Origin of the sequence: Geminocystis sp. NIES-3709, from assembly GCF_001548115.1 — a bacterium.
Taxonomy (GTDB): domain Bacteria; phylum Cyanobacteriota; class Cyanobacteriia; order Cyanobacteriales; family Cyanobacteriaceae; genus Geminocystis.
Genome location: NZ_AP014821.1, coordinates 2,193,473 through 2,219,706 on the forward strand (window position 1 = coordinate 2,193,473; position 26,234 = coordinate 2,219,706).

General features: G+C 36.8%; 17 protein-coding genes, 2 tRNA genes and 2 rRNA genes. 8 read left to right on the forward strand and 13 right to left on the reverse strand.

The features are described from left to right. Window positions 1-40: 40 nt before the first annotated feature. The 6 genes from GM3709_RS09365 to GM3709_RS09390 all read right to left on the reverse strand — a co-directional run bounded on the left by GM3709_RS09365 (window position 41) and on the right by GM3709_RS09390 (window position 7,599). Window positions 41-2,818 (reverse strand): 23S ribosomal RNA (locus tag GM3709_RS09365). A 105-nt stretch (window positions 2,819-2,923) separates the two neighbouring features. Further along, window positions 2,924-2,996 (reverse strand) — tRNA-Ala (locus GM3709_RS09370). Window positions 2,997-3,015: 19 nt separating this feature from the next. Beyond that, a tRNA-Ile gene (locus tag GM3709_RS09375) sits at window positions 3,016-3,089 on the reverse strand. Between the two features lie 74 nt (window positions 3,090-3,163). Next, window positions 3,164-4,649 (reverse strand): 16S ribosomal RNA (locus GM3709_RS09380). Together the 16S and 23S rRNA genes with 2 tRNA genes alongside form the textbook arrangement of a ribosomal RNA operon. 389 nt (window positions 4,650-5,038) lie before the next feature. Then, the gene (locus GM3709_RS09385) at window positions 5,039-5,929 is read right to left on the reverse strand and encodes a carbohydrate ABC transporter permease (protein ID WP_066118586.1); all 891 of its coding nucleotides are present in this window, start codon (window positions 5,927-5,929) and stop codon (window positions 5,039-5,041) included. Between the two features lie 200 nt (window positions 5,930-6,129). Further along, complete coding sequence (locus GM3709_RS09390) at window positions 6,130-7,599, reverse strand: TldD/PmbA family protein (RefSeq protein ID WP_066118588.1); 1,470 nt, start codon at window positions 7,597-7,599, stop codon at window positions 6,130-6,132. Window positions 7,600-7,752: 153 nt separating this feature from the next. Here GM3709_RS09390 and gloB point away from each other — a divergent pair, with 153 nt between their 5' ends. Further along, window positions 7,753-8,526 (forward strand): hydroxyacylglutathione hydrolase, encoded by a 774-nt coding sequence (gloB, locus tag GM3709_RS09395; protein WP_066118589.1) that lies wholly within the window; start codon window positions 7,753-7,755, stop codon window positions 8,524-8,526. On the opposite strand, the gene GM3709_RS09400 is transcribed toward gloB, so the two are convergent. Both GM3709_RS09400 and GM3709_RS09405 read right to left on the reverse strand, forming a co-directional pair. Next, complete coding sequence (locus GM3709_RS09400; RefSeq protein ID WP_066118591.1) at window positions 8,523-9,239, reverse strand: ABC transporter ATP-binding protein; 717 nt, start codon at window positions 9,237-9,239, stop codon at window positions 8,523-8,525. The two genes, gloB and GM3709_RS09400, sit on opposite strands and share 4 nt — an antisense overlap. Before the next feature lie 68 nt (window positions 9,240-9,307). Then, a complete protein-coding gene (locus GM3709_RS09405) occupies window positions 9,308-9,535 on the reverse strand; it encodes a ferredoxin family protein (protein WP_066118594.1) in 228 nt (75 codons plus the stop codon). 190 nt (window positions 9,536-9,725) lie between these two features. Between GM3709_RS09405 and GM3709_RS09410 the strand changes: the two genes are divergently transcribed. Beyond that, window positions 9,726-10,316: a hypothetical protein gene (locus GM3709_RS09410; protein WP_066118597.1), complete on the forward strand. Its 591-nt coding sequence runs from the start codon at window positions 9,726-9,728 to the stop codon at window positions 10,314-10,316. Window positions 10,317-10,387: 71 nt separating this feature from the next. Here GM3709_RS09410 and GM3709_RS09415 read toward each other — a convergent pair whose 3' ends face one another. The 4 genes from GM3709_RS09415 to GM3709_RS21780 all read right to left on the reverse strand — a co-directional run bounded on the left by GM3709_RS09415 (window position 10,388) and on the right by GM3709_RS21780 (window position 19,223). After that, a complete protein-coding gene (locus GM3709_RS09415; RefSeq protein ID WP_066118599.1) occupies window positions 10,388-11,905 on the reverse strand; it encodes a class I SAM-dependent methyltransferase in 1,518 nt (505 codons plus the stop codon). A 494-nt stretch (window positions 11,906-12,399) separates the two neighbouring features. Then, on the reverse strand, window positions 12,400-13,032 hold the full coding sequence (locus GM3709_RS09420) for a DUF2301 domain-containing membrane protein (RefSeq protein WP_066118601.1): 633 nt from the start codon (window positions 13,030-13,032) through the stop codon (window positions 12,400-12,402). Window positions 13,033-13,036: 4 nt separating this feature from the next. Beyond that, window positions 13,037-13,810 (reverse strand): S-adenosyl-l-methionine hydroxide adenosyltransferase family protein, encoded by a 774-nt coding sequence (locus GM3709_RS09425; RefSeq protein ID WP_066121852.1) that lies wholly within the window; start codon window positions 13,808-13,810, stop codon window positions 13,037-13,039. Between the two features lie 157 nt (window positions 13,811-13,967). Then, on the reverse strand, window positions 13,968-19,223 hold the full coding sequence (locus tag GM3709_RS21780; RefSeq protein ID WP_066118603.1) for a hypothetical protein: 5,256 nt from the start codon (window positions 19,221-19,223) through the stop codon (window positions 13,968-13,970). Between the two features lie 147 nt (window positions 19,224-19,370). Between GM3709_RS21780 and GM3709_RS20450 the strand changes: the two genes are divergently transcribed. The 5 genes from GM3709_RS20450 to kaiC all read left to right on the forward strand — a co-directional run bounded on the left by GM3709_RS20450 (window position 19,371) and on the right by kaiC (window position 24,672). Continuing rightward, complete coding sequence (locus GM3709_RS20450) at window positions 19,371-19,514, forward strand: hypothetical protein (protein WP_158506712.1); 144 nt, start codon at window positions 19,371-19,373, stop codon at window positions 19,512-19,514. 65 nt (window positions 19,515-19,579) lie between these two features. After that, a complete protein-coding gene (locus tag GM3709_RS09435; protein WP_066118605.1) occupies window positions 19,580-21,367 on the forward strand; it encodes an ABC transporter ATP-binding protein in 1,788 nt (595 codons plus the stop codon). 362 nt (window positions 21,368-21,729) lie between these two features. Next, window positions 21,730-22,701 carry a circadian clock protein KaiA gene (locus GM3709_RS09440; protein WP_066118607.1) on the forward strand — a complete coding sequence of 324 codons (972 nt, stop codon included), beginning with the start codon at window positions 21,730-21,732 and terminating at the stop codon, window positions 22,699-22,701. 56 nt (window positions 22,702-22,757) lie between these two features. Continuing rightward, entirely contained in the window at window positions 22,758-23,063 is a 306-nt protein-coding gene (kaiB, locus tag GM3709_RS09445) for a circadian clock protein KaiB (protein ID WP_017293901.1), read from the forward strand. 64 nt (window positions 23,064-23,127) lie between these two features. After that, complete coding sequence (kaiC, locus tag GM3709_RS09450) at window positions 23,128-24,672, forward strand: circadian clock protein KaiC (protein WP_066118609.1); 1,545 nt, start codon at window positions 23,128-23,130, stop codon at window positions 24,670-24,672. Between the two features lie 184 nt (window positions 24,673-24,856). Here kaiC and GM3709_RS09455 read toward each other — a convergent pair whose 3' ends face one another. Next, window positions 24,857-25,033: a metallothionein gene (locus GM3709_RS09455; RefSeq protein WP_066118611.1), complete on the reverse strand. Its 177-nt coding sequence runs from the start codon at window positions 25,031-25,033 to the stop codon at window positions 24,857-24,859. 276 nt (window positions 25,034-25,309) lie between these two features. On the opposite strand from GM3709_RS09455, the gene GM3709_RS09460 reads away from it, so the two are divergent. After that, window positions 25,310-26,137, forward strand: a complete 828-nt coding sequence (locus tag GM3709_RS09460; RefSeq protein ID WP_066118614.1) for an urease accessory protein UreD — start codon at window positions 25,310-25,312, stop codon at window positions 26,135-26,137. Window positions 26,138-26,234 lie beyond the last annotated feature (97 nt).

Sequence of the window (26,234 nt, forward strand, 5' to 3'; positions counted from 1 at the left end):
TCCTTCAAGACTGCATAAAAAAGTAGATCGATTTTAAGATTAGGTCAAGCGGACGGTTTGTTAGTACACTTCGGCTCCACACATTACTGCACTTCCACCTTGTGCCTATAAAACGGGTGTTCTTCCCGTAACCTTACACCAGAATACTCATCTTGAGGTGGGCTTCCCACTTAGATGCTTTCAGCGGTTATCCTCTCCGTACTTGGCTACCCAGCGTTTACTGTTGGCACAATAACTGGTACACCAGAGGTACGTCCTTCCCGGTCCTCTCGTACTAAGGAAGGCTCCTCTCAATATTCTCACGCCTGCACCGGATATGGACCGAACTGTCTCACGACGTTCTGAACCCAGCTCACGTACCGCTTTAATGGGCGAACAGCCCAACCCTTGGGACGTACTTCCGCCCCAGGTTGCGATGAGCCGACATCGAGGTGCCAAACCTCCCCGTCGATGTGAACTCTTGGGGGAGATCAGCCTGTTATCCCTAGAGTAACTTTTATCCGTTGAGCGACGGCCCTTCCACACAGCACCGTCGGATCACTAAGACCGTGTTTCCACCCTGTTCGACCTGTCCGTCTCACAGTCAAGCTACCTTCTGCCTTTGCACTCTTCGACTGATTTCCAACCAGTCTGAGGTAACCTTTGTACGCCTCCGTTACCTTTTTGGAGGCGACCGCCCCAGTCAAACTACCCACCTGAAACTTTCCGGTTTCCCGTTAGAATTCTAGCTCCCAGAGAGTGGTATCTCACCATTGGCTCCATATTCCCCACAAGAAATACTTCTACGCCTCCCACCTATCCTGCGCACCGCAAGCCCGAACACAATTCCAAGCTATAGTAAAGCTTCATAGGGTCTTTCTGTCCAAGTGCAGGTAGTCCGTATCTTCACAGACATTCCTATTTCGCCGAGTCTCTCTCCGAGACAGTGCCCAGATCGTTACGCCTTTCGTGCGGGTCGGAACTTACCCGACAAGGAATTTCGCTACCTTAGGACCGTTATAGTTACGGCCGCCGTTCACCGGGGCTTCAGTCGCTAGCTTCATCCTAAAACTGACCAACTTCTTTAACCTTCCGGCACTGGGCAGGCGTCAGCCCCTATACTTCCTCTTTCGAGTTTGCAGAGACCTATGTTTTTGCTAAACAGTCGCCTGGGCCTCTTCACTGCGACCTCCTCTCGGAGGCACCCCTTCTCCCTAAGTTACGGGGTCATTTTGCCGAGTTCCTTGGAGAGAGTTCTCTCGCTCCCCTTAGTATTCTCTACTTGCCCACCTGTGTCGGTTTCGGGTACCGGGACTCTATACTCAACACGATTATCGCTTTTCTTGCCACTTTCTTTCCATACTCGCAGTAAACTGCTCCCAATCCACTCAGGGTGTACTTCTTTGTCTATGGGTCCCGATAATCGCTCCTATAAAGCCACGCAGGAATATTTACCTGCTTGCCATCGACTACGCTTTTCGCTTCGCCTTAGGTCCGGGCTAACTCTCCACGGACGAGCCTTCTGGAGAAACCCTTGGGCTTTCGGGGTTAAGGATTCTCACCTTAATTTTCGCTACTTAAGCCGACATTCTCACTTCTATACTGTCCACATCTGCTTGCCGCTAATGCTTCACCCTATATAGAACGCTCCCCTACCACTTATTTCTAAGTCCATAGCTTCGGTGACCAACTTAGCCCCGTTCATTTTCGGCGCCGGAGCGCTTGACCAGTGAGCTATTACGCACTCTTTCAAGGATTGCTGCTTCTAGGCAAACCTCCTGGTTGTCTAAGCACTCCCACCTCCTTTCTCACTTAGTTGATACTTTGGGACCTTAGCTGATGGTCTGGGCTGTTTCCCTCTTGACGATGAAGCTTATCCCCCACCGTCTCACTAGTGCTATAGTCATGGGTATTCTGAGTTTGTCTCATCTTGGTACCGCTCTCGCAGCCCGCAACGAAACAGTGCTTTACCCCCCATTCCCTTCTACACCGCTGCGCCTCAACACATTTCGGGGAGAACCAGCTAGCTCCGGGTTCGATTGGCATTTCACCCCTAACCACAGCTCCTCCGCCAATTTTTCAACATTGGTCGGTTCGGACCTCCACCACCTGTTACGGGGGCTTCATCCTGGCCATGGTTAGATCACCCGGGTTCGGGTCTACAAACAGTGACTAGCGCCCTTTTCGGACTCGATTTCTCTTTGGCTTCATCTTTTCGATTTAACCCGCCACCGCCTGTAAGTCGCCGGCTCATTCTTCAACAGGCACACGGTCATCCGTTCTATCGGACTCCCATTGCTTGTAAGCTGATGGTTTCATGTTCTATTTCACTCCCCTCCCGGGGTTCTTTTCACCTTTCCCTCGCGGTACTTTTCTCTATCGGTCACACTTTGTATTTAGCCTTACCACGTGGTCGTGGCTGATTCACACTAGATTCCACTTATCTCGTGCTACTCGGGATTCATCTACAATTCTTTTAGTTTTCAATTACAGGACTTTCACCTTCTACGGTCTAGTTTTCAGCTAGTTCATTTAACTTCTAGTTTCGATCTTGATGTCCCACTACCCCACAGTTCGTAAACTCTGGTTTAGGCTGTTCCCGTTTCGCTCGCCGCTACTGGGGGAATCACTTTTGTTTTCTCTTCCTCTGGCTACTAAGATGTTTCAGTTCACCAGGTTCGCTCATCACTATTTTCATAGTGTGTTGATCGGGTTGCCCCATTCGGATACTCTCGGCTCATAGTCTGCTTCCGACTCCCCGAGACTTTTCGTAGGTTGCTACGTCCTTCTTCGCCTTCGTGTGCCTAGGTATCCACCATCAGCCCTTCTTTGCTTGACCTGTCTGTGATTTCTACAGCTTTTTCTACCTACTTTTTTTATGCAGTTTTCAAGGTTCTTACTGAACTTTTGTTCAGCATTCTATTTTAGATGCTGAATTGTTCCCTGGAGATAAGCGGACTCGAACCGCTGACATCCTGCTTGCAAAGCAGGCGCTCTACCAACTGAGCTATACCCCCTTCATACTCCTCTGAGTAATGGGCCATCCTGGACTTGAACCAGGGACCTCACCCTTATCAGGGGTGCGCTCTAACCACCTGAGCTAATAGCCCAAGCCCATGAACCCTCTCTCTAGTTTAAAAGCCATTTTCTACACTCTTGATTGACTTCTCTCGAAGTCTCCCTTTAAGGAGGTGATCCAGCCACACCTTCCGGTACGGCTACCTTGTTACGACTTCACCCCAGTCACTAGTCCCACCTTCGGCATCCCTCTCCTTGCGGTTAAGGTAACGACTTCGGGCATGACCAACTTCCATGGTGTGACGGGCGGTGTGTACAAGACCCGGGAACGGATTCACCGCAGTATGCTGACCTGCGATTACTAGCGATTCCTCCTTCATGCAGGCGAGTTTCAGCCTGCAATCTGAACTGGGGCTGAGTTTGACAGGATTCGCTCCACTTCGCAGTTTCGCTTCCCTTTGTCTCAACCATTGTAGTACGTGTGTAGCCCAAGACGTAAGGGGCATGCTGACTTGACGTCATCCCCACCTTCCTCCGAGTTCTCCCCGGCGGTCTCCCTAGAGTCCCCAACTTAATGATGGCAACTAAGGACGAGGGTTGCGCTCGTTGCGGGACTTAACCCAACATCTCACGACACGAGCTGACGACAGCCATGCACCACCTGTCTCTGCGTTCCCTAAGGCACTCTTCTATTTCTAAAAGATTCGCAGGATGTCAAGCCTTGGTAAGGTTCTTCGCGTTGCATCGAATTAAACCACATACTCCACCGCTTGTGCGGGTCCCCGTCAATTCCTTTGAGTTTCACACTTGCGTGCGTACTCCCCAGGCGGGATACTTAACGCGTTTGCTTCGGCACTGTCCGGGTCGATACAGACAACACCTAGTATCCATCGTTTACCGCTAGGACTACAGGGGTATCTAATCCCTTTCGCTACCCTAGCTTTCGTCCCTCAGTGTCAGTATATGCCCAGTAGAGCGCCTTCGCCACTGGTGTTCTTCCTAATCTCTACGCATTTCACCGCTACACTAGGAATTCCCTCTACCCCTACTATACTCTAGCTTTTTAGTTTCCACCGCCTACCCGAAGTTGAGCTTCGGTCTTTGACAGCAGACTTTAAATGCCACCTACGGACGCTTTACGCCCAATGATTCCGGATAACGCTTGCATCCTCCGTATTACCGCGGCTGCTGGCACGGAGTTAGCCGATGCTTATATTAGGTACCGTCATTTTTTTCTTCCCTAAGTTTTGAGGTTTACAACCCAAGAGCCTTCCTCCCTCACGCGGTATTGCTCCGTCAGGCTTTCGCCCATTGCGGAAAATTCCCCACTGCTGCCTCCCGTAGGAGTCTGGGCCGTGTCTCAGTCCCAGTGTGGCTGCTCATCCTCTCAGACCAGCTACTGATCGTCGCCATGGTAGGCCTTTACCCCACCATCTAGCTAATCAGACGCGAGCTCCTCTTGAGGCAATAAATCTTTTACTTCTCAGCTCATCCGGTATTAGCAGTCGTTTCCAACTGTTGTCCCCGACCTCAAGGCAGATTCTCACGCGTTCCTCACCCGTCCGCCACTATCTCCGAAGAGACCGTTCGACTTGCATGTGTTAAGCATACCGCCAGCGTTCATCCTGAGCCAGGATCAAACTCTCCATTGTAGATTTCCTTTCACCGAAGTTACTTAGTTTTCTTTTGGAGCTTTTTGATTGCTCTTTTTTAAGTAATTTAATACTTTGTTTGTTAATTTAAAGTTTTTTAACAAGGGTGTATGTTATGAATTGAAAATGGCTTTCAAACTATGAAGTTGTCGAGGTTCGTGGTGCGTTAGACTGGGCTGTGAAGCTCAATCGCACATTTACTAATATAACTAACATCTTTTAATTTTGCAACCTTTTTCTTCTCTTTTTTTTTTATAATTGGCTTTAGATTGCTTAAAGTTTTTTCTGATAAAGGTTTAAACTTAAAATTTTTTTTTCTTGATTGGGAAAAATAACTACTTTGGTTATTCTATGTCTCTTAATTTTTTGTCTCAATTTACTCTACCCTATCAATCTTTCCAAATGATTAGTTGAATTATGACTAGGATAATGGCAATTATTAAGAGAATGCTTGTACTTGCTGCGGCATAACCAAAGTTGAATTGGCGAAAGGCTTGTTCATAGATATAGAAAGATAATAAATTGGTGGAGTTAGATGGTCCTCCATTGGTTATGATATATACTTGCTCAAATGATCGAAATGTAAAAATGGCGGTGGTTATGGTGGTAAATATTAGAGTTGGTTTTAACCCGGGTAGAGTGATATACCAAATTTTCTGCCAAAAATTAGCCCCATCTAATTCAGAGGCCTCATAACGAGATTTGGGAATGGCTTGTAATCCTGCTAAAAATATGACTAAGTTAAAACCAATTTGTCGCCATGTGCTAAAAATTATTAATACTGGCATCGCCCAAAAGGTACTATTTAACCAAGGTATTGGGCTAATATTTAATGATAATAATAGTTCGTTAATAGGTCCATTATTTTGGAATAACCATCGAAATCCTAAGCCCATAGCGACTAGGGAAGTGATACTGGGAATGAAATAAGTTGTGCGAAAAAATCCTCTTAATATTATTTTTTGATTTAATAAAATGCTTAAAAATAAGGGAATAATTATACTCGGAAGAATAGTAGCGATCGCAAAATAAAGGGTATTAAAAATAATTTGCTGAAAATCAGTATCAATTAGCAATCTTTTGTAATTTGCTAAACCAATCCATTTAGTGCTGACTAAACTACCATCAGTAAAACTAATATAAATAAGAGAAAAAATTGGGAAAAACAGAAAAATACTAAGAAAAATTAACGCAGGTGCTAAAAATAACCATGCGATAAGATTCGGCTGTTTTAGGGTGTGAAAAAAGTTTGTTTTTTTTGATGGTAGGATTTGGGGCATTTTTCAACAATGGACAATGAACAATGAACAATGTACAATGTTCATTGTACAATTAACAATTACCTCTCCATAGAAGGAAGAGGATTGAATTGTCAAAGGTCAAACTTTTATCTTTTTTCTCTTTTCAAGGGAGGCTTTAAACCCTGAATAGATCAATTATCAATTGGTAATTGCGGACTTCTTAGAGAATGTCAATCAATCTACCTTCCACCAACGGTAATAGAATCAACTTTAATGTGAGGCTGTCCAACGGTTACATAAATACTTCCACTGACTGAACCACAAAAACCAGCGGCTAATCCTATATCTTGAGATGACATAGAAATTTTCGTCATAATTTCTTTTGCTTCACCAATAAGGGTTGCACCTTTTAAGGGTTTGGTTATTTTACCGTTTTCGATGAGGTAGGCTTCGTCAACACCGAAGTTAAACTCACCTGTAGGGCCAACACTTCCACCTCCCATTTTTTTACAGTAAATACCTTTATCAACAGAGGTAAAGACTTCATCAACAGAATATTTACCCGGAGCAATGTAAGTATTACGCATACGAGAAGCAGCGGCAAAGCTATAACTTTGTCTTCTACCACTACCAGTACGAGGATGTCCTGTTCGTATTGCACCTGCTCGATCGGCTAAAAAGTTCTTTAAGATGCCATTTTCGATTAAAAGAGTGCGTTGAGGAGGCATTCCTTCATCATCCATATCTATAGTTCCAAATGCTTGATCTGATAAGCCTTCATCCCAAGCAGTTAGATTTTCATGGGCAATTTTCTCACCTTTTTTATCCATGAAAGGAGTACTTTTTCTTTCGATTTGGGTGGTTTCTAATAAATGTCCACAGGCTTCATGAAAGATTACACCGCCAAATTGATTAGCCATAACTATAGGATATTGCCCTGATTCTACATAGTCGGCATATAACATTTTACCTGCGGATTCGGCAACTTCTTCGGCTACGGTATCATAATTCCAATTTCTTAAAAAACTAGGATTACTGGTGTCACCATCTCGTTTACCAATAGACGATCGATGTTCACCATCAGCACATAAAAGATTATAACCAACAGATTGAGTTAAGCGAATATCTCGAGCAAAAGTGCCATCAGTGGAGGCAATTAAAACTTCTTGCCAGTCACGGAAATAAGCGGCACGACGAGATTGCACATGATTAGCAGTTTTGTTCAGTTTATGATTGGCACTTAAAAGAATGTCACCCATTTCTTGCATATTGCTACAGTGACTCAACCATGTATCTTTACTTTTAGCAGTAGCATAATCCCGAAACATTTCCAGATTAATTTCAGGGATAAAAGCACTACCTTGAGGAAGATTGAAACCTAAAATAGATAAGGCTTTCTCTAGGGCTTGTTTTAATCCAGAAAAGGTTAAATTATTAGTACTAACATAGCAGTCTTGTTTGCCACGAAAAACCCTTACTCCTGCACCTGTAGATAATCGAGGAGTAATACTCGTAATAGTATCATCTTCGGCTAAACAACTGATATAATTAGCTTTTTCCAGAAAAAATTCTACAAAATCAGCACCTGCAGCCCTTCCTATGCCTAATAATGTGGATAAGGGTTTTTCCCATGTCAGATCAAAACGATCGTGACTGGGATGATAGGATAGATTTGGTATTTCACGGGAAATTAATAAAGTTGTTGACATATAATTATATTATTTCTCTACTGCTTGTTATTTATTCTACTGATGTTCATTGTACATAATCGATCGCTAGGGTTGAAAATAATCTATAGTTAACCTCAGTATGAGAAATGCTATAAAATTAATGAATAGGTTTTAGGTTTATTAATTATTTTTATGAATGTTATTAGGATACCTGTTTTAAGCGATAACTATATATTTTTACTTCATGATGTTAATACTAACCAAGTTGCGGTTGTTGATCCTGCCTTATCTGAACCAGTTTTAGCAGAAATTAACAATTTAGGCGGAAATTTAGTTGCAATTTTCAATACTCATCATCATTTTGATCATGTAGGGGGTAACAAGGAATTATTAGAACATTATCCTAATGCTGTGGTTTATGGTGGTGTTAAAGATAAAGGTAGAATCCCCCGTCAAGACGTGTTTTTAGAGGAAGGAGATACTGTAGAATTTGCTGGAAGAAAAGCAAATGTTTATTTTGTACCCGGTCATACTTACGCTCATATTGCGTACTATTTTCCTCCTTTAGATGAATCAGAATGGGGAGAGTTATTTTGTGGTGATACTCTATTTGCTGGGGGTTGTGGTAGGTTGTTTGAGGGTACACCGACAGATATGGTAAATTCTTTAACTAAGTTTCGCAATCTTCCTGATTCCACTAGGGTATGGTGTGCCCATGAATATACTCTGAGTAATTTAAAATTTGCTATCACCGTAGATACAGATAATCAAAACTTACACGATCGTTATCAACAAGTTATACTCGATCGAGCTAATAATATTCCGACCATACCATCTTCCATTGAATTGGAAAAATTAACAAATCCTTTTTTACGATGGGATAACCCAAAAATTAAAGAAACGATGGGTTTTGACGAACCAGCAAGGGTTTTTGGACGTTTAAGAGGGATGAAAGATAATTTTTAATGACTTACACCCAGATATAACTCTGCTACTTGGGGATTATTGAGTAAATCTTCTCCTTTACCTTCAATAGCATCTCTACCACTTTCTAACACATAACCACGATGAGCCATCATTAAGGCTTTTTTTGCGTTTTGCTCTACTAAAACTATCGCCTTACCCACAGCATTGATAGCCTTTATTTGTTCAAAGATATTATTCACCAAAATAGGAGAAAGTGCTGCGGATGGTTCATCTAACAATAATAAATCAGGATCTAACATTAAAGCCCTACCCATAGCTAACATTTGTCTTTCACCACCGGATAAAGTACCCGCACTTTGTTTTGCCCTTTCTTTCAATTTAGGGAACATAGTATATATTAGGTCTTTTTGTTTCTTTGTTGAACCCGATAGAGTATAAGCACCCATTTCTAAATTTTCTTCAATAGTAAGACTGGGGAAAACGTTAACAATTTGAGGTACATAGCACATTCCTCGCTTAACAATCTCATTGGGCTTCAATCCGGTGATATTTTCTCCTTTAAAGATAATTTTGCCTTGATTTGGAGATAATAAACCAAAAATTGTCTTTGCTAAAGTAGATTTTCCAGCACCATTAGGGCCGATTACAGTTACTAACTCATTAGCTTGAATTTTAAAATTTATACCCTGTAAAATATTCAAATCTTTAATATAACCTGCATAGACATCTTCAACTTCTAGTAAATAACTCATGACAATTAAACGTTAGGGATTAGTAATTTTTCTCTAGTCTCCAAATCTTCTAGTCTTCTCCTCTGTAACTAGACAGGGGTTTTTTGTAATTCGGGTCGTTCTTCTGCTAAGATGGCATCTTCAACAGGACAAACTTGAAGACAAATTCCGCAGTCAATACAAGTGTCAAAATCGATCCAATACCAATCAGTACCTTTTATATTTTTACTTGGGCCTTCATGAATACACGCAACTGGACACGCTGACACACAATCGGCGATTCCTTCACAAACATCAGTTACAATAGTATGTGGCACTTTTTTCTTCCTCTTTGATATGATTGCCCAAATAATTATACTTTAGCCCCTTAACAATTCGCAATATAACATTTTGTCATTACAAATAAGGAATTAATAAAATCATTGATTTTGAAATAAATTTTAAGAAAACCAACAGTTAAAGTATGGTAAAACAATTCAGTAATTATTTATTCTCTATTAGTTAAAAATGTGTCATTATTCTTCAGGAAAAGCTAATAATCAACAATTAAGTTTATTTGAATCAAAGGCAATTTATGAGGTTAAAAAGCCTAATTTGATTCCTGATTTTGTCATGAGTAAAGACTTTTTAGAAATGTGGAAAAATAATCTTTATAAATATCAACAAAGTCAGCTTGATAGTGTATCTCAACAAATTAATTTAATTTCTGATAATGGTATTTTATCTGACATAGATTTATTCAACCCTTTTTCTCTGGAAACTCATCCCGATCGATTTTATGATTTGCCACAATATAATCTTAGTGAAACTTGCCTTTATTTTATTTTAGATACCCATGCAAATTTGCTTTTATATATAGGGGAAACTAAATTATCTCCTCATCAAAGATGGATAAATCATGATTGTAAAAGTTATATTCAAAGTTATATTGAGCTACACAGAAAATATAAGTTAAATTTAACAATTCGCAGTGCTTTTTGGTGGGGAATTTCTACTAATAAAAAGTTACGTCAAACTATAGAAAAAAAATTAATTTTAAAGTGGCGATCGCCTTTTAATAAAGAATGTTGGCAATATTGGGGACAACCCTTTAAATAAATGGAGTAAACTATAGAAATATAGCAAAAAGCAAAAATATTAATTTAATTTTGTAAGATGTTTATTTTGTACTAAATTCCTAACTTTTGTAAAGTGGGAAAACGATCGTCATAAAAATCTTTGGCAAGACTTTCAATATGAGCAATATTTTCTTCTGGTGTTTCTAATGTCTTATTATCTTTTATCAGTTTTTTGTTTTGACTAAAGAGTAATTGCCATACAAATTTCACACCGTCTTGATTCTTCGACTTTGCTAAAAGTAACAATTGTTCTATGACAGTCACTGCAACACCAGTACCAATTAAAGGAGAAGCTAAATAACCCATTTCATCTGTAATTGATGCTCTTTGTATCACTGCATAATTAAAAGCATCAGTAGATTTTTTTCTTTTTTGGTAAGTTTCATCATCTACCGCCGGATGGATATAGCCAATACCTGTTAAAACCATCAAGGCTTGGAAAAGATTGTTTAAGGTAATGTGATTAACCGTGGGATGATCATGTAACTCCTTCATCGTTAAAGGAGATTTTGCTAAAAGATGACAAATCGGCTCATAGACTTCTGCTTGTAGAGTGACATCTCCTACCGCAAAAGTATGATTTAATTTAATCGTGTTTGGATGTACAATCAAAGCATAACGAATATTTTGTATTATTTGTGTTTGATCTATTGCCGATAAAGATAACAGCCCACGAGCAAATATATCTCGCCGAAATTGAGTATTGAGAAAAAAATCTCTGACGACTTCTTTATAAATCGGATCTTTTATATTATTAAGTTGTGTTTGAGCGGTTGTGGAAAGATTAAGTATGTCAATGTAATCAAGAATATGAGCCGAGCCAACAAAGTTAAGTTTTGCTTCGTTTAACTCTTGTGCTACTTCATCAAAATAAAAAGAGTTCCATTCTTCATTAAAATATTCATGGGCTAGATAATGGCGATTTTGTTGTTTAAGCTGTTCATAACGAGATTTAATTACAGGATTCTGCACAAAATAAGTGGCATTGGCTTCTAATAATTGTTCTGTAAAATTTAAAGCCTCTTCAATGGCTTCTAAAATAGGTAATGACGATCGTTTTTGATGTCTTAACATTAAACCTTGCATGGGCATCACTGCTGACCATCCCGGCAATGTGTTATAAGAAACATAAACTAAACCCCCTACTTTGAGCTTTTGACGAATAAAGTTAATAATGGCTTGACGATTTTCTTTGCTAATCCAGCTATAAATACCATGTAAAACAATAAAATCAAAATGCGGTAAATCTTGATTAATAAATTCAGCAAAACTATCATCAAAGAAATGAACATTTTTGGTGTTTGCCATTTCGGCTAATGTTTTGGCTTCAAGAATATGGCTAGGGTTGAAGTCGTTAGCATAAAATTGTGCATGAGGATAAGCAGAAGCCAGTAAATTTGTTGTGTATCCTCTACCACAACCTAATTCACAATAATTAAAGATTTGGTTTAAATTTGGTGCTTGAATTGATTTAATGACACTGGCTAAAGCCAATTTGAGAGGGCTTAATTCACCATAAAAGCCATAAGTATATTTAATTTCAGCAACGTAACCTTCATTCCAAACCATACTTAAAGACTAATTTACTTAGAGAACAACACAGAAAAAATGATCTAATCCTAATTAAGATTTTAGAATTTTATCATCAACTGCTGAAAAATAAATTTCATGGCTTATCGCATTAATCACTTTCGCCAATTATTATGAATAACTCTGGCTCTTCTACTTTGAATATGATAAATTATGTCTAAAAAAAGGTGTCAGGTATCAGGTATTAGGTTAAATTCAAACTGTTAATTTATAATAATTGCATTTTTAAAAGAGTCAAAGCTATAGCTATCAAAGTTTATATTAATTATTTTCTATTAATTTGTCATAACTACTATAGGAGAGCCATAACTCTTATAATAATCATTCACAAAAATTATATCAATAAAAGTTAATTTATAAGCTATTTGTGGTTATAGATTATGGTAAATTTAACAAAATTTATCAATAAAGTTCTCAGAATTAATTAATGATTTAGAAATAATATTCACCCTAATATTAATAATGAAATAATATCAAGAAGTTTTGCTTTTCAAATATTGAAATACTGATTTATCGCCAATATCAGGAGGTATTTCTTGAATAGCTTTACCCATCAGAAATACTAAAAATAATATTGCCCATGTAGTTAATAAAAATTGTTCTAATTTTAATGGTAATATCTTCATCATATAACCTAGTAATAAGCTAGGAATGATAAAACTTAAAATCTTCGATTCTATACGATTAAAACAAAATGCTTCTTTAATAAAGATTCCCGTTAAACTAGCAAAAATAAATCCAATTCCTAATAAACTTAAAGGTTGATTTTGAATAAATATTACTAAGTGTCCTTGACTTTCGATCGAAAAAATGATAGTACTAATTGTACCAATTAACCAAAAAACTTTTAGGGTGTTATGTAAGGGTTTTAAATAAATATGAATAGTCTGTAAACTTATGGCTAATCCCACAATAAATAAAGCAAATAATATCGTTAAAATTTTCTCAATAATAGGTGTTAAACCTAACAAGAAAAATAGTAAAATCCCCACAGAAAAACTTATCCCTGCTATGGCTAAACCAAGACGATATATCATTACCTCTTTTCGATCGTCTTCTGTAATGGTAAAATTACCGAATTGTCCTTGATAAATATTAGATTCCATAAATTTAATTAATTATTACTCTAATTCGATCGTGATATTGTTTATTCAACTTTATTTTAGCACTACCGCCGTTAACTGCAATTTCTAACCATCCATGACTGCCAATTAATGCTAACAAATCTCCTTTATTTACACTACTATAAGTCAAAAAACTCTTAATTTTTTGTTCCCCTTCTAATACATAAAAAGATTCATTATTCAATATATCAACAGAAATATTAGTAACTAAATTTCCATAAATATCTATATACTGAATTGAACCAATAATTTCATGATTATTAATAATTGGAGATTCAATATCTAACTTAACTAAAGTATCTTCTCTTATCTGTTTACCCAAATCATTTATATTAACCCCACGACTTAAATAAGCTGATATAGGAGCAAAAATATCCCTGCCATGAAATGTACTGCTTGGATTATTATTAAGCCAATATTTTTTATTTGTTAATTCTACAATATTTTTCGATTTATATTTATTTAAAATACCGCTCGATATTCCATTATCAGGACAAACTAAATAACCTTTTTCAAACTCGATCGCAATGGCTTTTCTCTCACTACCTACAGTAGGATCAACTATAGCTAAATAAATGGTATTATCGGGAAAAAAGTCAACGGCATTCATCAAGGCAAATCTACCAGCTAAAATATTCTGTGGAGGAATTTCATGGGTTAAATCAATTAAATCGACATCAGGATTAATAGTTTTAATAACCCCTTTCATTACTCCAACATAAATATCTTGCAATCCAAAATCTGTCAATAAAGTTATCATAATTTCAGCAGTACTATTACCATTCTCCAAAATCAAAAAAGATTCTACAAGTTACTATGGATAACAAACTTGCTTAATTTAATGCTAACTTATGAGATTGATTAAATAATGGGCTAAGAGATAATTCTCAAAACCTCATCATTTAATAACACATTGATTATACTATGACAATATCCTGATTTGTCATTCCTAATCCAGTACTGAAAGTAGCGATTTGTATCGCCCCTGTCGCACCATTTCCATCGGAATCAAAGAAAAATGCACCATTACCGGAGTTATAGATGAAACGCTGAGAAGATGTTGTTGCGGATGATCCTATATGGAATTGATTTACTGGTAAAGTACCCAATGATAAACCACCGCTAAAGCCATTACGACGAACCAAAATAGTATCATCACTAATGCTAAAATCAGTAATAGTATCAATACCCTCATTAACGGAAGTAAAACGGAAATAATCATCACTAGTGCCCCCGATAAGACTATCATTTCCTAATCCACCGGTGAGAGTGTCATTGCCACCACGGCCATTTAAGGTATCATTTCCTTCTCCACCAGTGAGATGATTGTCAAGATTATTACCCGTAATATTATTACGCAAAGTGTTTCCTGTACCATTGATGTTTCCTGTACCTTCTAACACCAGATATTCTACATTAGCACCTAAAGTATAGGTGATGGTCGATCGTACTGTATCATTACCCTCACCCGATAATTCTACGACTTGATCTCCTGTATTATCCACATAATAGGTATCATTTTCAGTTCCACCGTTAAGAGTGTCATTTCCACTACCACCGTTAAGAGTGTCATTTCCACTACCACCACTGAGAATATTATTGGAACTATTACCTATAATATTGTTATTAAGAGTATTACCAGTACCGTTGATATTGCTACTTTCTAATAAAACTAGGTTTTCTACATTAGGGGTCAAAGTATAAGTAACAGTTGAGCGTACGGTGTCTGTTCCCTCATTCAATAATTCTATTACTTGATCATTTGTACTGTCAATATAGTATCCATCATTTCCTGTACCCCCTCTTAGAGTATCATTTCCATCACGTCCGGTAAGAGTATCATTTCCACTATCACCTCTGAGAACATTATCGAAATTATTCCCGGTGATAGCGTTATTCAACGTATTGCCAGTACCGTTGATATTACTTGCTCCCTCCAAAATTAAGTTCTCTACATTAGCTGATAAAGTATAGGTGATAATTGAGCGTACGGTGTCTGTTCCTTCATTGGATAATTCGATCGCTCGATCCCCTGTGGTATCGATATAGTAGGTATCATTTCCCGTACCACCGATAAGACTATCATCTCCCAATCCACCGGTGAGAGTGTCATTGCCACCCCGGCCATTTAAGGTATCATTTCCCGTACCTCCTGTGAGAAGGTTATCAAAATTATTACCCGTAATAGTGTTGTTTAGAGTGTTTCCCGTACCATTGATATTACTTGTTCCTTCTAACACTAGATTTTCTACATTGGCACTTAAAGTATAGGCAACAGTCGATCGAACTATATCCGTACCCTCATTGGACAATTCTACAACTTGATCACCTATGGCATCCACATAGAAAGTATCATTGCCCGTGCCACCGATCATGGAATCGTTGCCATCTCCACCAGTTAGAGTATCATTACCGCCACGTCCATTTAAGGTATCATTACCATCTCCACCATTGAGAAGGTTATTAAGGTTATTCCCTGTAATATTGTTCCGTAAAGTGTTTCCTGTACCATTGATATTTCCTGCTCCTTCTAAGATTAGATATTCTACATTCGTTCCTAAAGTATAGGTAATAGTTGATCGAACTGTATCATTACCCTCACTCAATAATTCTACAACTTGATCACCTATGGCATTTACATAGAAAGTATCATTGCCCGTACCACCGATCATGGAATCGTTGCCATCTCCACCATTGAGAGTATCATTTCCAGTTCCACCGATGAGAGTATCATTTCCGTTTCCACCATTGACAGCATCATTTCCGGTTCCACCATTGAGAAGGTTATTGAAATTATTACCCGTAATACTGTTGTTTAGAGTGTTCCCCGTACCATTGATATTTCCCGTTCCCTCTAAGATTAGGTTTTCTACATTGGCACCTAAAGTATAGGTAATAGTCGATCGAACTGTGTCTGTACCCTCACTCAATAATTCTACCACTTGATCTCCGATGACATCTACATAGAAAATATCATTTCCTGTTCCACCAATCATGGAATCATTGCCAATACCACCGGTAAGAGTATCATTACCACCCCGTCCATTGAGAGTGTCATTTCCGGTTCCACCATTGAGAAGGTTATTGAGGTTATTACCCGTAATACTATTGTTTAGAGTGTTTCCTGTACCATTGATATTTCCTATTCCTCCTAGGATGAGGTTTTCTACATTTGCTCCCAGAGTATAGGTGATGCTCGATCGTACTGTATCGTTTCCCTCATTGGATAATTCTACGACTTGATCTCCTATGCCATCTATATAGAAAGTATCATTTCCCGTTCCACCAATCATGGAATCGTTGCCAGTACCTCCTGCTAGAGTATCGTATCCACCTATTAAAGTATCATTACCACCACGTCCATTAAGAGTATCATTTCCTTCTCCACCATTGAGAATGTTATTGAAGTTATTACCTGTAATACTATTGTTTAGAGTGTTTCCTAAACCATCGATATTTCCTGCTCCTCCTAGTATTAGGTTTTCTACATTTGCTCCCAGAGTATAGGTGATGCTCGATCGTACAGTATCGTTTCCCTCATTGGATAATTCTACAACTTGATCTCCTATTACATCGACATAGTATGTATCATTGCCAGTGCCTCCTACCAGACTGTCAGCATCTGTACCACCCTCTAAGATGTCATTTCCGTCGAACCCTTGTAGAGTGTCATTACCAGCTAATCCTTGTACGGTATCATTTCCCGTGCCTCCCACAAGATTGTTATTGTTATCATCTCCTACCAGTGATGGACCTATCTGATATGTATAGATTTCATTGTCAGTACCATCGTAGTTAGACCATACTATATTGCTTCCAGAGATTCGAGGTTCATAATCGTCAGTGGTATTGTTTGTTATCTGAGTGATTGTGGTGCCGTTGTAAAAATATATTTCATTATCATTCCCATCGTAACCATACCATACTATATTATTTCCAGAGATTTGAGGGTCGTAATCGTCCGTGGTATTGTTCGTTACCTGAGTGATTGTGGTGCCGTTGTAAAAATAGATTTCATAGTCATTCCCATCGTAACTACTCCACACTATATTATTTCCATAGATTTCAGGGTTGTAATCGTCTGCTGTGTTGTTAGTTACCTGAGTGGTTGTGGTGCCGTTATAAAGGTATATTTCATTGTCATTCCCATCATAACCGTACCATACTATATTGTTTCCTGAAATTTGAGGGTCTTGATCGAATGTAGTGTTGTTTGTTATCTGAGTAACTGTAGTGCCATTATAAAAATATATTTCATAGTCATTGCCATCATCATTATACCAGACTACATTGTTTCCCCAAATTTGAGGATCGTAATCGTATGTAGTATTATTCGTTAACTGAGTAATTGTTGTGCCATTATAAAAATATATTTCATTATCATTCCCATCGTAACCATACCACGTTATATTGTTTCCCCAAATTTGAGGATCGTAATCATCTGTCGTATTATTGGTTATTTGAGTAATTGTCGTACCGTTGTAAAAATATATTTCATAATCATTGCCATCATAGCCATACCACGTTACATTGTTTCCCGAAATTTGAGGTTCGTAATCGTTCGTAGCATTATTTGTTACTTGAGTAGTTGCTATGCCGTTATAAAAATAGATTTCATTGTCATTGCCATCATACCCGTACCACACTATATTACTTCCACAGACTTGAGGATCATAATCTTCTGTATCATTATTTGTTAATTGATTTAACTGAGTGGTGATAGTGTCATTATAAAAATAGATTTCATTGTCATTGCCATCGTATCCATACCACGTTACATTATTTCCCGAAATTTGAGGGTTATAGTCGTATGTAGTGTTGTTAGTTAATTGAGTGGTGGTGGTGCCGTTGTAAAAATAGATTTCATAATCATTGCCGTCATAACCATACCACGTTACATTATTTCCCGAAATTTGAGGTTCGTAATCATCTGTAGTATTATTGGTTAATTGAGTGGTAGTGGTACCGTTGTAAAAATATATTTCATTGTCATTCCCATCATACCCGTACCACACTACATTACCTCCAGAGATTTCAGGGTAGTAATCATCTGTAGCATTATTCGTTAACTGAGTGGCTGTAGTGCCGTTATAAAAATAGATTTCATAATCATTACCATCATACCCGTACCACACTACATTGTTTCCCGAAATTTGGGGGTAGTAATCGTCTATAGTATTGCTAGTTAACTGAGTGGTAGTGGTGCCATTATAAAAATATATTTCATTGTCATTACCATCGTAACCATACCACGTTACATTGTTTCCCGAAATTTGAGGGGAGTAATCGTCTATAGTATTGCTAGTTAACTGAGTGGTGGTGGTGCCATTATAAAAATATATTTCATAATCATTACCATCGTAACCATACCACACTATATTGTTTCCCGAAATTTGAGGGGAGTAATCATCTGTAGTATTGTTAGTTAATTGAGTGGTGGTGGTGCCATTATAAAAATAGATTTCATAATCATTACCATCATACCCATACCACACTATATTGTTTCCAGAGATTTGAGGATCATCATCGTCCCCAGTATTATTGGTTAATTGAGTGGTGGTGGTGCCATTGTAAAAATATATTTCATAATCATTACCATCATACACATACCACACTATATTGTTTCCAGAGATTTGAGGAATCTCATCATTCTCAGTATTATTGGTTATCTGAGTAATTACGCTATTGTTCTCAACATTAAAAATTTGCCCATTAACAGTGACGATATTCCAATCATTTTCAGTTTTCAGGGTGTTTAACTGTACATCACTCATGGGTTGATTTAACACCAAATTACGCCAAATTTCTCCTTCATCTCCTTGACTGTCTATATCGTTAATTTGGGCATCGATAAAGTGTCCTATTTCTTCAATGATTACATCCCGAATTTCTGTAAGGGATTTTGTCTCAAGAAAGGAAGATGATAAATAAATGGTGTTATTCAAAGCACTGTAGGCACCCTGAGCACCATTCATAGCAGTAGGGGATATTACTTCAATGTTTGGTAAATTGCTAAAGTTACCATTACCCCAGTCTGAGAAAATATTATCAGCTAAGGTAACGTTATAATTATTCCCAAAAGCGATACTTAAGTTTGTGTCGAGACTAGGATTGACAGAAGTTTCCAGCAAGAGTGCTTCGACTTGGGTTATGGCTTGATCTAATTTAGTCATTGGCTTAGTTATTAGAATATATCAAAATTTATGATTATAACCCTAACACTTTTTTTTTTAAATCCCATGAGTTTTTGTCATTAACATCACGAAATAGTAATAATTTGTTTTATTTGTTAATATTTTGAAGCATCTAAATCCTTAAGTGTGAAGACTTTTACTATTTCTCCCCAAAGTGGGAGGCAGGGCGGAGTAAAGGGAATTTTTCAGAATAATGATGGATCAATGCGATCGATGTTTTCTGCTTTATTCACAAGTTTTTGGGAAAATAAAAGCAATTATTTTGTTTAAGTACCGATAGCTAAGTTTTTTCGGTAAAATATGGGCAATACCCACCCTAAAGATTTATTCTATAAATGCCTATTCTTGATGTCACTGATTTACAAGTAGTTTTCACTGGTGATGAAGGTCAAAAATCGATCGCAGTGGATAAAATTTCTTTTACTTTACAAAAAGGAGAAATTATGGGCATTGTGGGAGAATCAGGATCGGGAAAATCCGTTACTTCCCTTGCTATTATGGGGTTACTCTCTGCGACGGGTAAAATTGTGGATGGTAAAATTAACTTTCAAGATAATCCAGACTTCCCCCCTATAAATCTCGTCAGTCTCACGGCTAGACAAAAAAGAGACTATCGTGGTGGTAAAATAGCTATGATATTTCAAGAACCGATGAGTTCTCTTAACCCCGTTTATAATATAGGTTTTCAAATTACTGAAGCGATAAGATTACATCAAAATATCTCTGAATTAGAAGCAAAACGACAAGCCATCAGTTTATTACAAGAGGTTAAACTTTTACCTACCGACACAGATTTAACTCAAGAATTTTTAGAGGAAAATACAAATAAAATCTCTACAGATAAAGAGATTCAAGCCTATATAAATCAAAGAAAACGATCGATTTTAAAACGTTATCCCCATGAGATGAGTGGTGGTCAGTTACAAAGAGTAATGATTGCGATCGCTATTTCTTGTCAACCGAGTATTCTAATTGCTGACGAACCTACTACTGCTTTGGATGTTACAGTTCAAGCCACCATTTTAGAACTATTAAAAGAATTATGCCGTAGTCGCCAAATGTCCTTAATTTTCATTACCCATGATTTAGCAGTGGTAGCTAATATAGCCGATAGTTTAGCAGTGATGTATCAAGGGAAAATCGTTGAATATGGAAAAACGACTGATATTTTATTTAATCCCCAACAACCCTATACTCAAGGTTTATTAGCCTGTCGCCCTCGTTTAGAGGAAACTCCCAGTTATTTACCCACCGTAGCAGATTTTATGGCAGATAACCACGAAACTATCTCGCCGTTGCCTTTGAGACAAATCAACTTAAATCAACCACTTTTAAAAGTAGATTCTTTGAAAGTAGGATTTCTTAAAAAAGGTGGTTTGCCTTGGGAAAAAGAGTATTTTTGGGCAATAAATGATGTCAGTTTTCAATTGTTTGCAGGAGAAACTTTAGGATTAGTGGGAGAGTCTGGTTGTGGTAAGTCCACCCTTGCTCGTACTATTTTAAGGTTAATTCCTGCTATGGAAGGATCGATCGAATTTTTAGGTCAAGATTTGATGACTTTACCCCCCAGAAGTAAGCGTTTAAGACAGTTACGGCGAGAAATGCAAATAGTGTTCCAAAATCCTTATAATTCTCTTAATCCCCGTCGCAGTATTGGTGATACGATCTCCGAACCGATGATAATTCATAGTATGGGGGGGAATTATGCTAAACGACAGGAAAGAGTGAGATACCTTTTAGATAGAGTTGGATTGAATCCAGATTGGTATAATCGCTATCCCCATGAGTTATCTGGTGGGCAACGCCAACGGGTATGTATTGCAAGGGCATTGGCTTTAAATCCTCAATTAATCATCTGTGATGAATCGGTATCAGCGTTAGATGTGTCTATTCAAGCCCAAGTTTTAAATCTTCTCAAAGAGTTACAAGGAGAGTTTGGTTTAACTTATATTTTTATCTCCCATGATTTAAGCGTGGTGAAGTTTATGAGCGATCGAATTATGGTGATGAATCAAGGTAAAGTGGAAGAAATGTCCACCGCTACCCAAATTATTAATAATCCCCAAAGAGAATATACCCGTAAATTAATTGCTTCTATTCCAAAATTTCCCACGGCTGTTTAAGGATAAGGCTTATTTGAGATTATGCTTTTACTACTATTTCCTATTTCTTACCTTCCGTAATAATTATATATATATCTCAGGTTATAATTAACCTCAGTTCGATCAAAAAATATTGTCGAAAGGGTAGCTTTCAGTTATTGTTAAGTTAAATTTTTTGTTAATATTAGTAATTGATTACTTATTCTTTAATGGAAAAAGGCTAAAAGCTAACCGCTGAGAACTAAAAGCTAAAAGCTAATCGCTACCTTCACCTATAAATTTTCTAGCTCTCTCAGCTTATAACTAGGATATAATTGCTAATTGATTCATCGTCAAGTTAACATATAGCTGAGTCAATAATTTAGCGTAATTAATAAAATCTCTTGTCTTCTCGATTATCTATTTGTATTTTTGTTCCCGTAGTGCAAATTGTTCACTCTTTAACCCATTTACTGAGTGGCGATGGGACATTGTCTATGTGCGATCGTTATCATTTACATATATTAAACTCTGTGATAGAATTGAAAGAATTTGTCATAGATAATAAAGAAAAATTAGACTGTTTAATTATACTAAATGATGAGATTAGCATTCCTGTCATTAACGAATTTTATGAATTAGGATTAATCTTACCTGTTGTTATTATCGAATCGGATGACCTTGATTTATCGAAAGAATCAGTAAATGTTGACTCAGAAGTTAAAGTAATTAACAATGTAACACATGATTTTGATAGTCTTAAACATATTTATCATAATGCCGAAGTGCATATTAGGTTAAGGCAATTAGGAAATATTACTAATTATATTGATAAAGCGATCGCTCAATTTTTACATTTAGCACCGAGTTGTTCTATTATGGAAAGTCCCCATAGTCAAAATACCTCTAAACAAATAGAACAAAAACAAAATTTTTTATTATTACAACAAAGAAGATTATCAGAAAAATTAAAAGAAAGATTAGGATATTTGGGTGTTTATTATAATCGCAACCCTAACTATTTTTATCGGTATCTTTCTCAAACAGAAAAACAAGAATTAATAGATCAATTAAGTACAGCTTATCGAGACATTATTTTAGATTATTTTGGTCAAGAAAATGAAGTAAATCAGGCGATCGATCAATTTGTAAATCAAGCATTTTTTGCGGACTTATCTGTATCTCAAATCTTAGAAATTCATATGGAATTAATGGATCATTTTGCTCAACAACTAAAATTAGAGGGGAGAAATGAAGATATATTATTAGATTATCGATTAGCATTAATTGATATTATCGCTCATCTTTGCGAAATGTATCGTCGCTCTATTCCTAAAGAAGATTTACCTTTTGAGGTGCTATTTCCTGTAGATTAAATGGGAAAATAATTATAAAATACAAAACATATAAATAACTATTAAAATTACCTTATATGAGTCCCCTTAAAAAAACTTACGTTCTTAAGCTCTATGTAGCCGGGAATACTCCTAATTCTGTTAGGGCTTTAAAAACTTTAAAAAATATTCTTGAAGAGGAATTTAAAGGAGTATATGCCCTTAAAGTGATCGATGTGTTAAAAAATCCTCAACTAGCAGAAGAAGATAAAATTTTAGCCACACCTACTCTGTCGAAAGTTTTGCCTCCTCCCGTTAGAAAAATTATTGGAGATTTATCCGATCGAGAAAAAGTATTAATTGGTTTAGACTTACTATATGAAGAAATAAGAGATCGAGAATAACAATTTTTTTAACAAATATAAAACAACTTTTTTAAAAATTAATTTAATAACTTTAATTGAGCAAATGGATAGTATAGAAAAAGAAGAATTAAGAGCAAAAGGAGTCAAAAAAATTCGCACCATGATCGAGGGATTTGACGAGATAAGTCATGGTGGTTTACCCATAGGAAGAACAACTCTTGTTAGCGGAACATCTGGGACAGGAAAAACCCTTTTTGCTATCCAATTTTTATATCACGGCATTAAATATTTTGAATATCCGGGGTTGTTTATTACCTTTGAAGAATCTCCTAATGACATTATCCAAAATGCCTATAGTTTCGGTTGGGATTTACAAAGTTTAATTGATGAGGGTAAACTATTTATACTGGACGCATCCCCTGATCCTGAAGGTCAAGAAGTAGTGGGTAATTTTGATTTATCTGCTTTAATCGAACGTATCCAATATGCTGTCAAAAAATATCAAGCCAAATTAGTCTCGATCGACTCTGTTACTGCTATATTTCAACAGTATGATGGAGCTTCGGTGGTGAGAAGAGAAATTTTTCGTCTAGTGGCGAGATTGAAATTACTAGGGGTTACTTCTTTAATGACAACAGAAAGAACAGAAGAATATGGGCCTGTAGCACGTTTTGGGGTAGAAGAATTTGTATCCGATAACGTGGTTATTGTGCGTAATGTCTTGGAAGGAGAAAGAAGAAGACGTACCGCAGAAATTTTAAAGTTACGAGGTACAACCCACATGAAAGGAGAATATCCCTTTACTATCACTAGCGATGGGATCAATATCTTTCCCCTTGGTGCAATGCAACTTACACAACGATCGTCTAATGTCCGTATTTCATCAGGCATTAAGATTCTTGACGAAATGTGCGGAGGCGGATTTTTTAAAGATTCCATCATTTTGGCGACGGGTGCGACAGGTACAGGTAAAACTCTATTAGTGAGTAAATTTTTAGAAGAAGGTTGCCGACAAGGTGAAAGGGCTATTTTATTTGCCTATGAAGAATCCAGGGCACAATTATCTCGAAATGCGTCTTCTTGGGGTATCGATTTTGAGGAAATGGAACAAAAAGGACTACTTAAGTTATTATGTTCCTATCCTGAGTCCGCAGGATTAGAAGATCATTTACAAATGATTAAATCAGAAATTGCTGAATTTAAACCTAGTCGTATTGCGATCGACTCCTTATCAGCTTTAGCCAGAGGAGTTACAAATAATGCTTTTCGTCAATTTGTGATCGGGGTGACAGGATACGCTAAACAAGAAGAAATTACTGGATTTTTTACGAATACGACGGATCAGTTTATGGGTGCTCATTCCATTACGGAATCTCATATTTCCACCATTACCGACACAATTTTAATGTTGCAGTATGTAGAAATTAGAGGAGAGATGTCACGAGCGATCAACGTCTTTAAAATGCGGGGATCATGGCATGATAAAGGTATCCGAGAATATAGTATTAGTAAAGCAGGACCAGATATTAAAGACTCCTTCCGTAACTATGAACGTATTATTAGTGGTTCACCAAGTCGAATTAGTATTGACGAAAAAACAGAATTATCTCGTATTGTCAAAAATGTCAAAGATAAAATAGCAGAATAAGTATTGAGCATAGGAAAACCGGTTAGGATAAGACGAGGAGACTGGAAAAAAATTTTCTATTTCTAAAATCTTTAATTTACATTTTTTTAAGATAGTGAAAATGCCTCAAACTATTATCCATTAATCATTGCCTATTCCCCGTGAAAAGCAATAAACTTAGATAAATCCTTAGTTTTTCAGTACTTTATCCATTACATCCACATCCTGTATGGGAACATCCGGTAGTACCCTCTTTATGACCTTCAGCACAAGCAGTAGAACAGAAATACTTACCTTCTTTTTGAAGGGCTGTTCCTATATCTACGATACATAAACAAGAAGGACACGCACATTTCATTTGAGTAATAGTAGCTGTTGTCATAATTTAATTAACTCCTTTTTTACATGAATATCTGAACAATCATTCAATCTTTTTTTCGATTATAACTTAAAATCTAAAAATGTGTTCATATCATCAATTATTTTTCTAAATAAAAAGACTTCTGCAAAAAGTAAAGGAAAAGGGAAGAGTGAATAAAATTGAAATTAGTATAATATTTTGTCAACTACAAAAATATTTTTTCTAAAATTACGAAAATAAGCAACACTCGGCCTTCTGGTATAGTTAATTCAGGATACTTACGATCGATTAAAAAGAATGTCAGGACAAAATTGGCAAGGAAAAATTAACCTAGTTTATGAATATCAAGAAGGTAAAACTAAGATAAAATCTGCTTATCATCAAGCACCATTAAAAATTCAACGATCGTTTTATCCAGAGGGTGATTCTATCTGTCATAGTGTTATTTTACATACTGCGGGAGGAATTGTTGGAGGAGACATTTTAAGTCAAACTATTCATTTATCTTCTAATTCACAAGTATTTATTACGACTCCAGCCGCTACTAAAATTTATCGTACACAGGAAAAAAAAGCCTTTCAAGAAATAATTATTAACTTAGAAAATGATACTTATTTAGAATACTTACCTCAAGAAACGATCGTTTTTAATAAATGTCAATATCAACAAAAATTAAGGGTAAATTTAAGAGAAAATGCGACATGGTTGGGGTGGGAAATAATCCGTTTTGGTAGAAGTGCTAGGGGAGAAATTTTTACTCATGGACAATGGCTCAATCAGACGGAAGTCTGGTATAAAGATAAACCTTTATGGATCGATCGACAATTATTACAAGGAGAAAGTAACCTTTTTTCAGCAATTAACGGTTTAGCTAATAAGCCAGTTATTGGAAATTTAACTCTTATTTCCGCTAAAATTAATCAAGATATAATCAGAGAAATTAGAGAACTAATTGAGAGTAAATTTACAAATTTAATTATTTGTATAACTACTCTACAACAAGGATTATTATGTCGTTATCATGGTAATTCTGTCAGCGAAGCTAAAACTTGTTTAACAGCTATATGGCAATTATTAAGGGCAAAATATGGGTTAAATTCCCTAATAAAACCAAGATATTGGTAGTGGTAGAATGCAGAATTGAGAATAAAAACTTGTCAGGTGATAATGTTCACAATTAATTTAATTTAACTTTAGTAATTTGAACACTTAACCTAATACC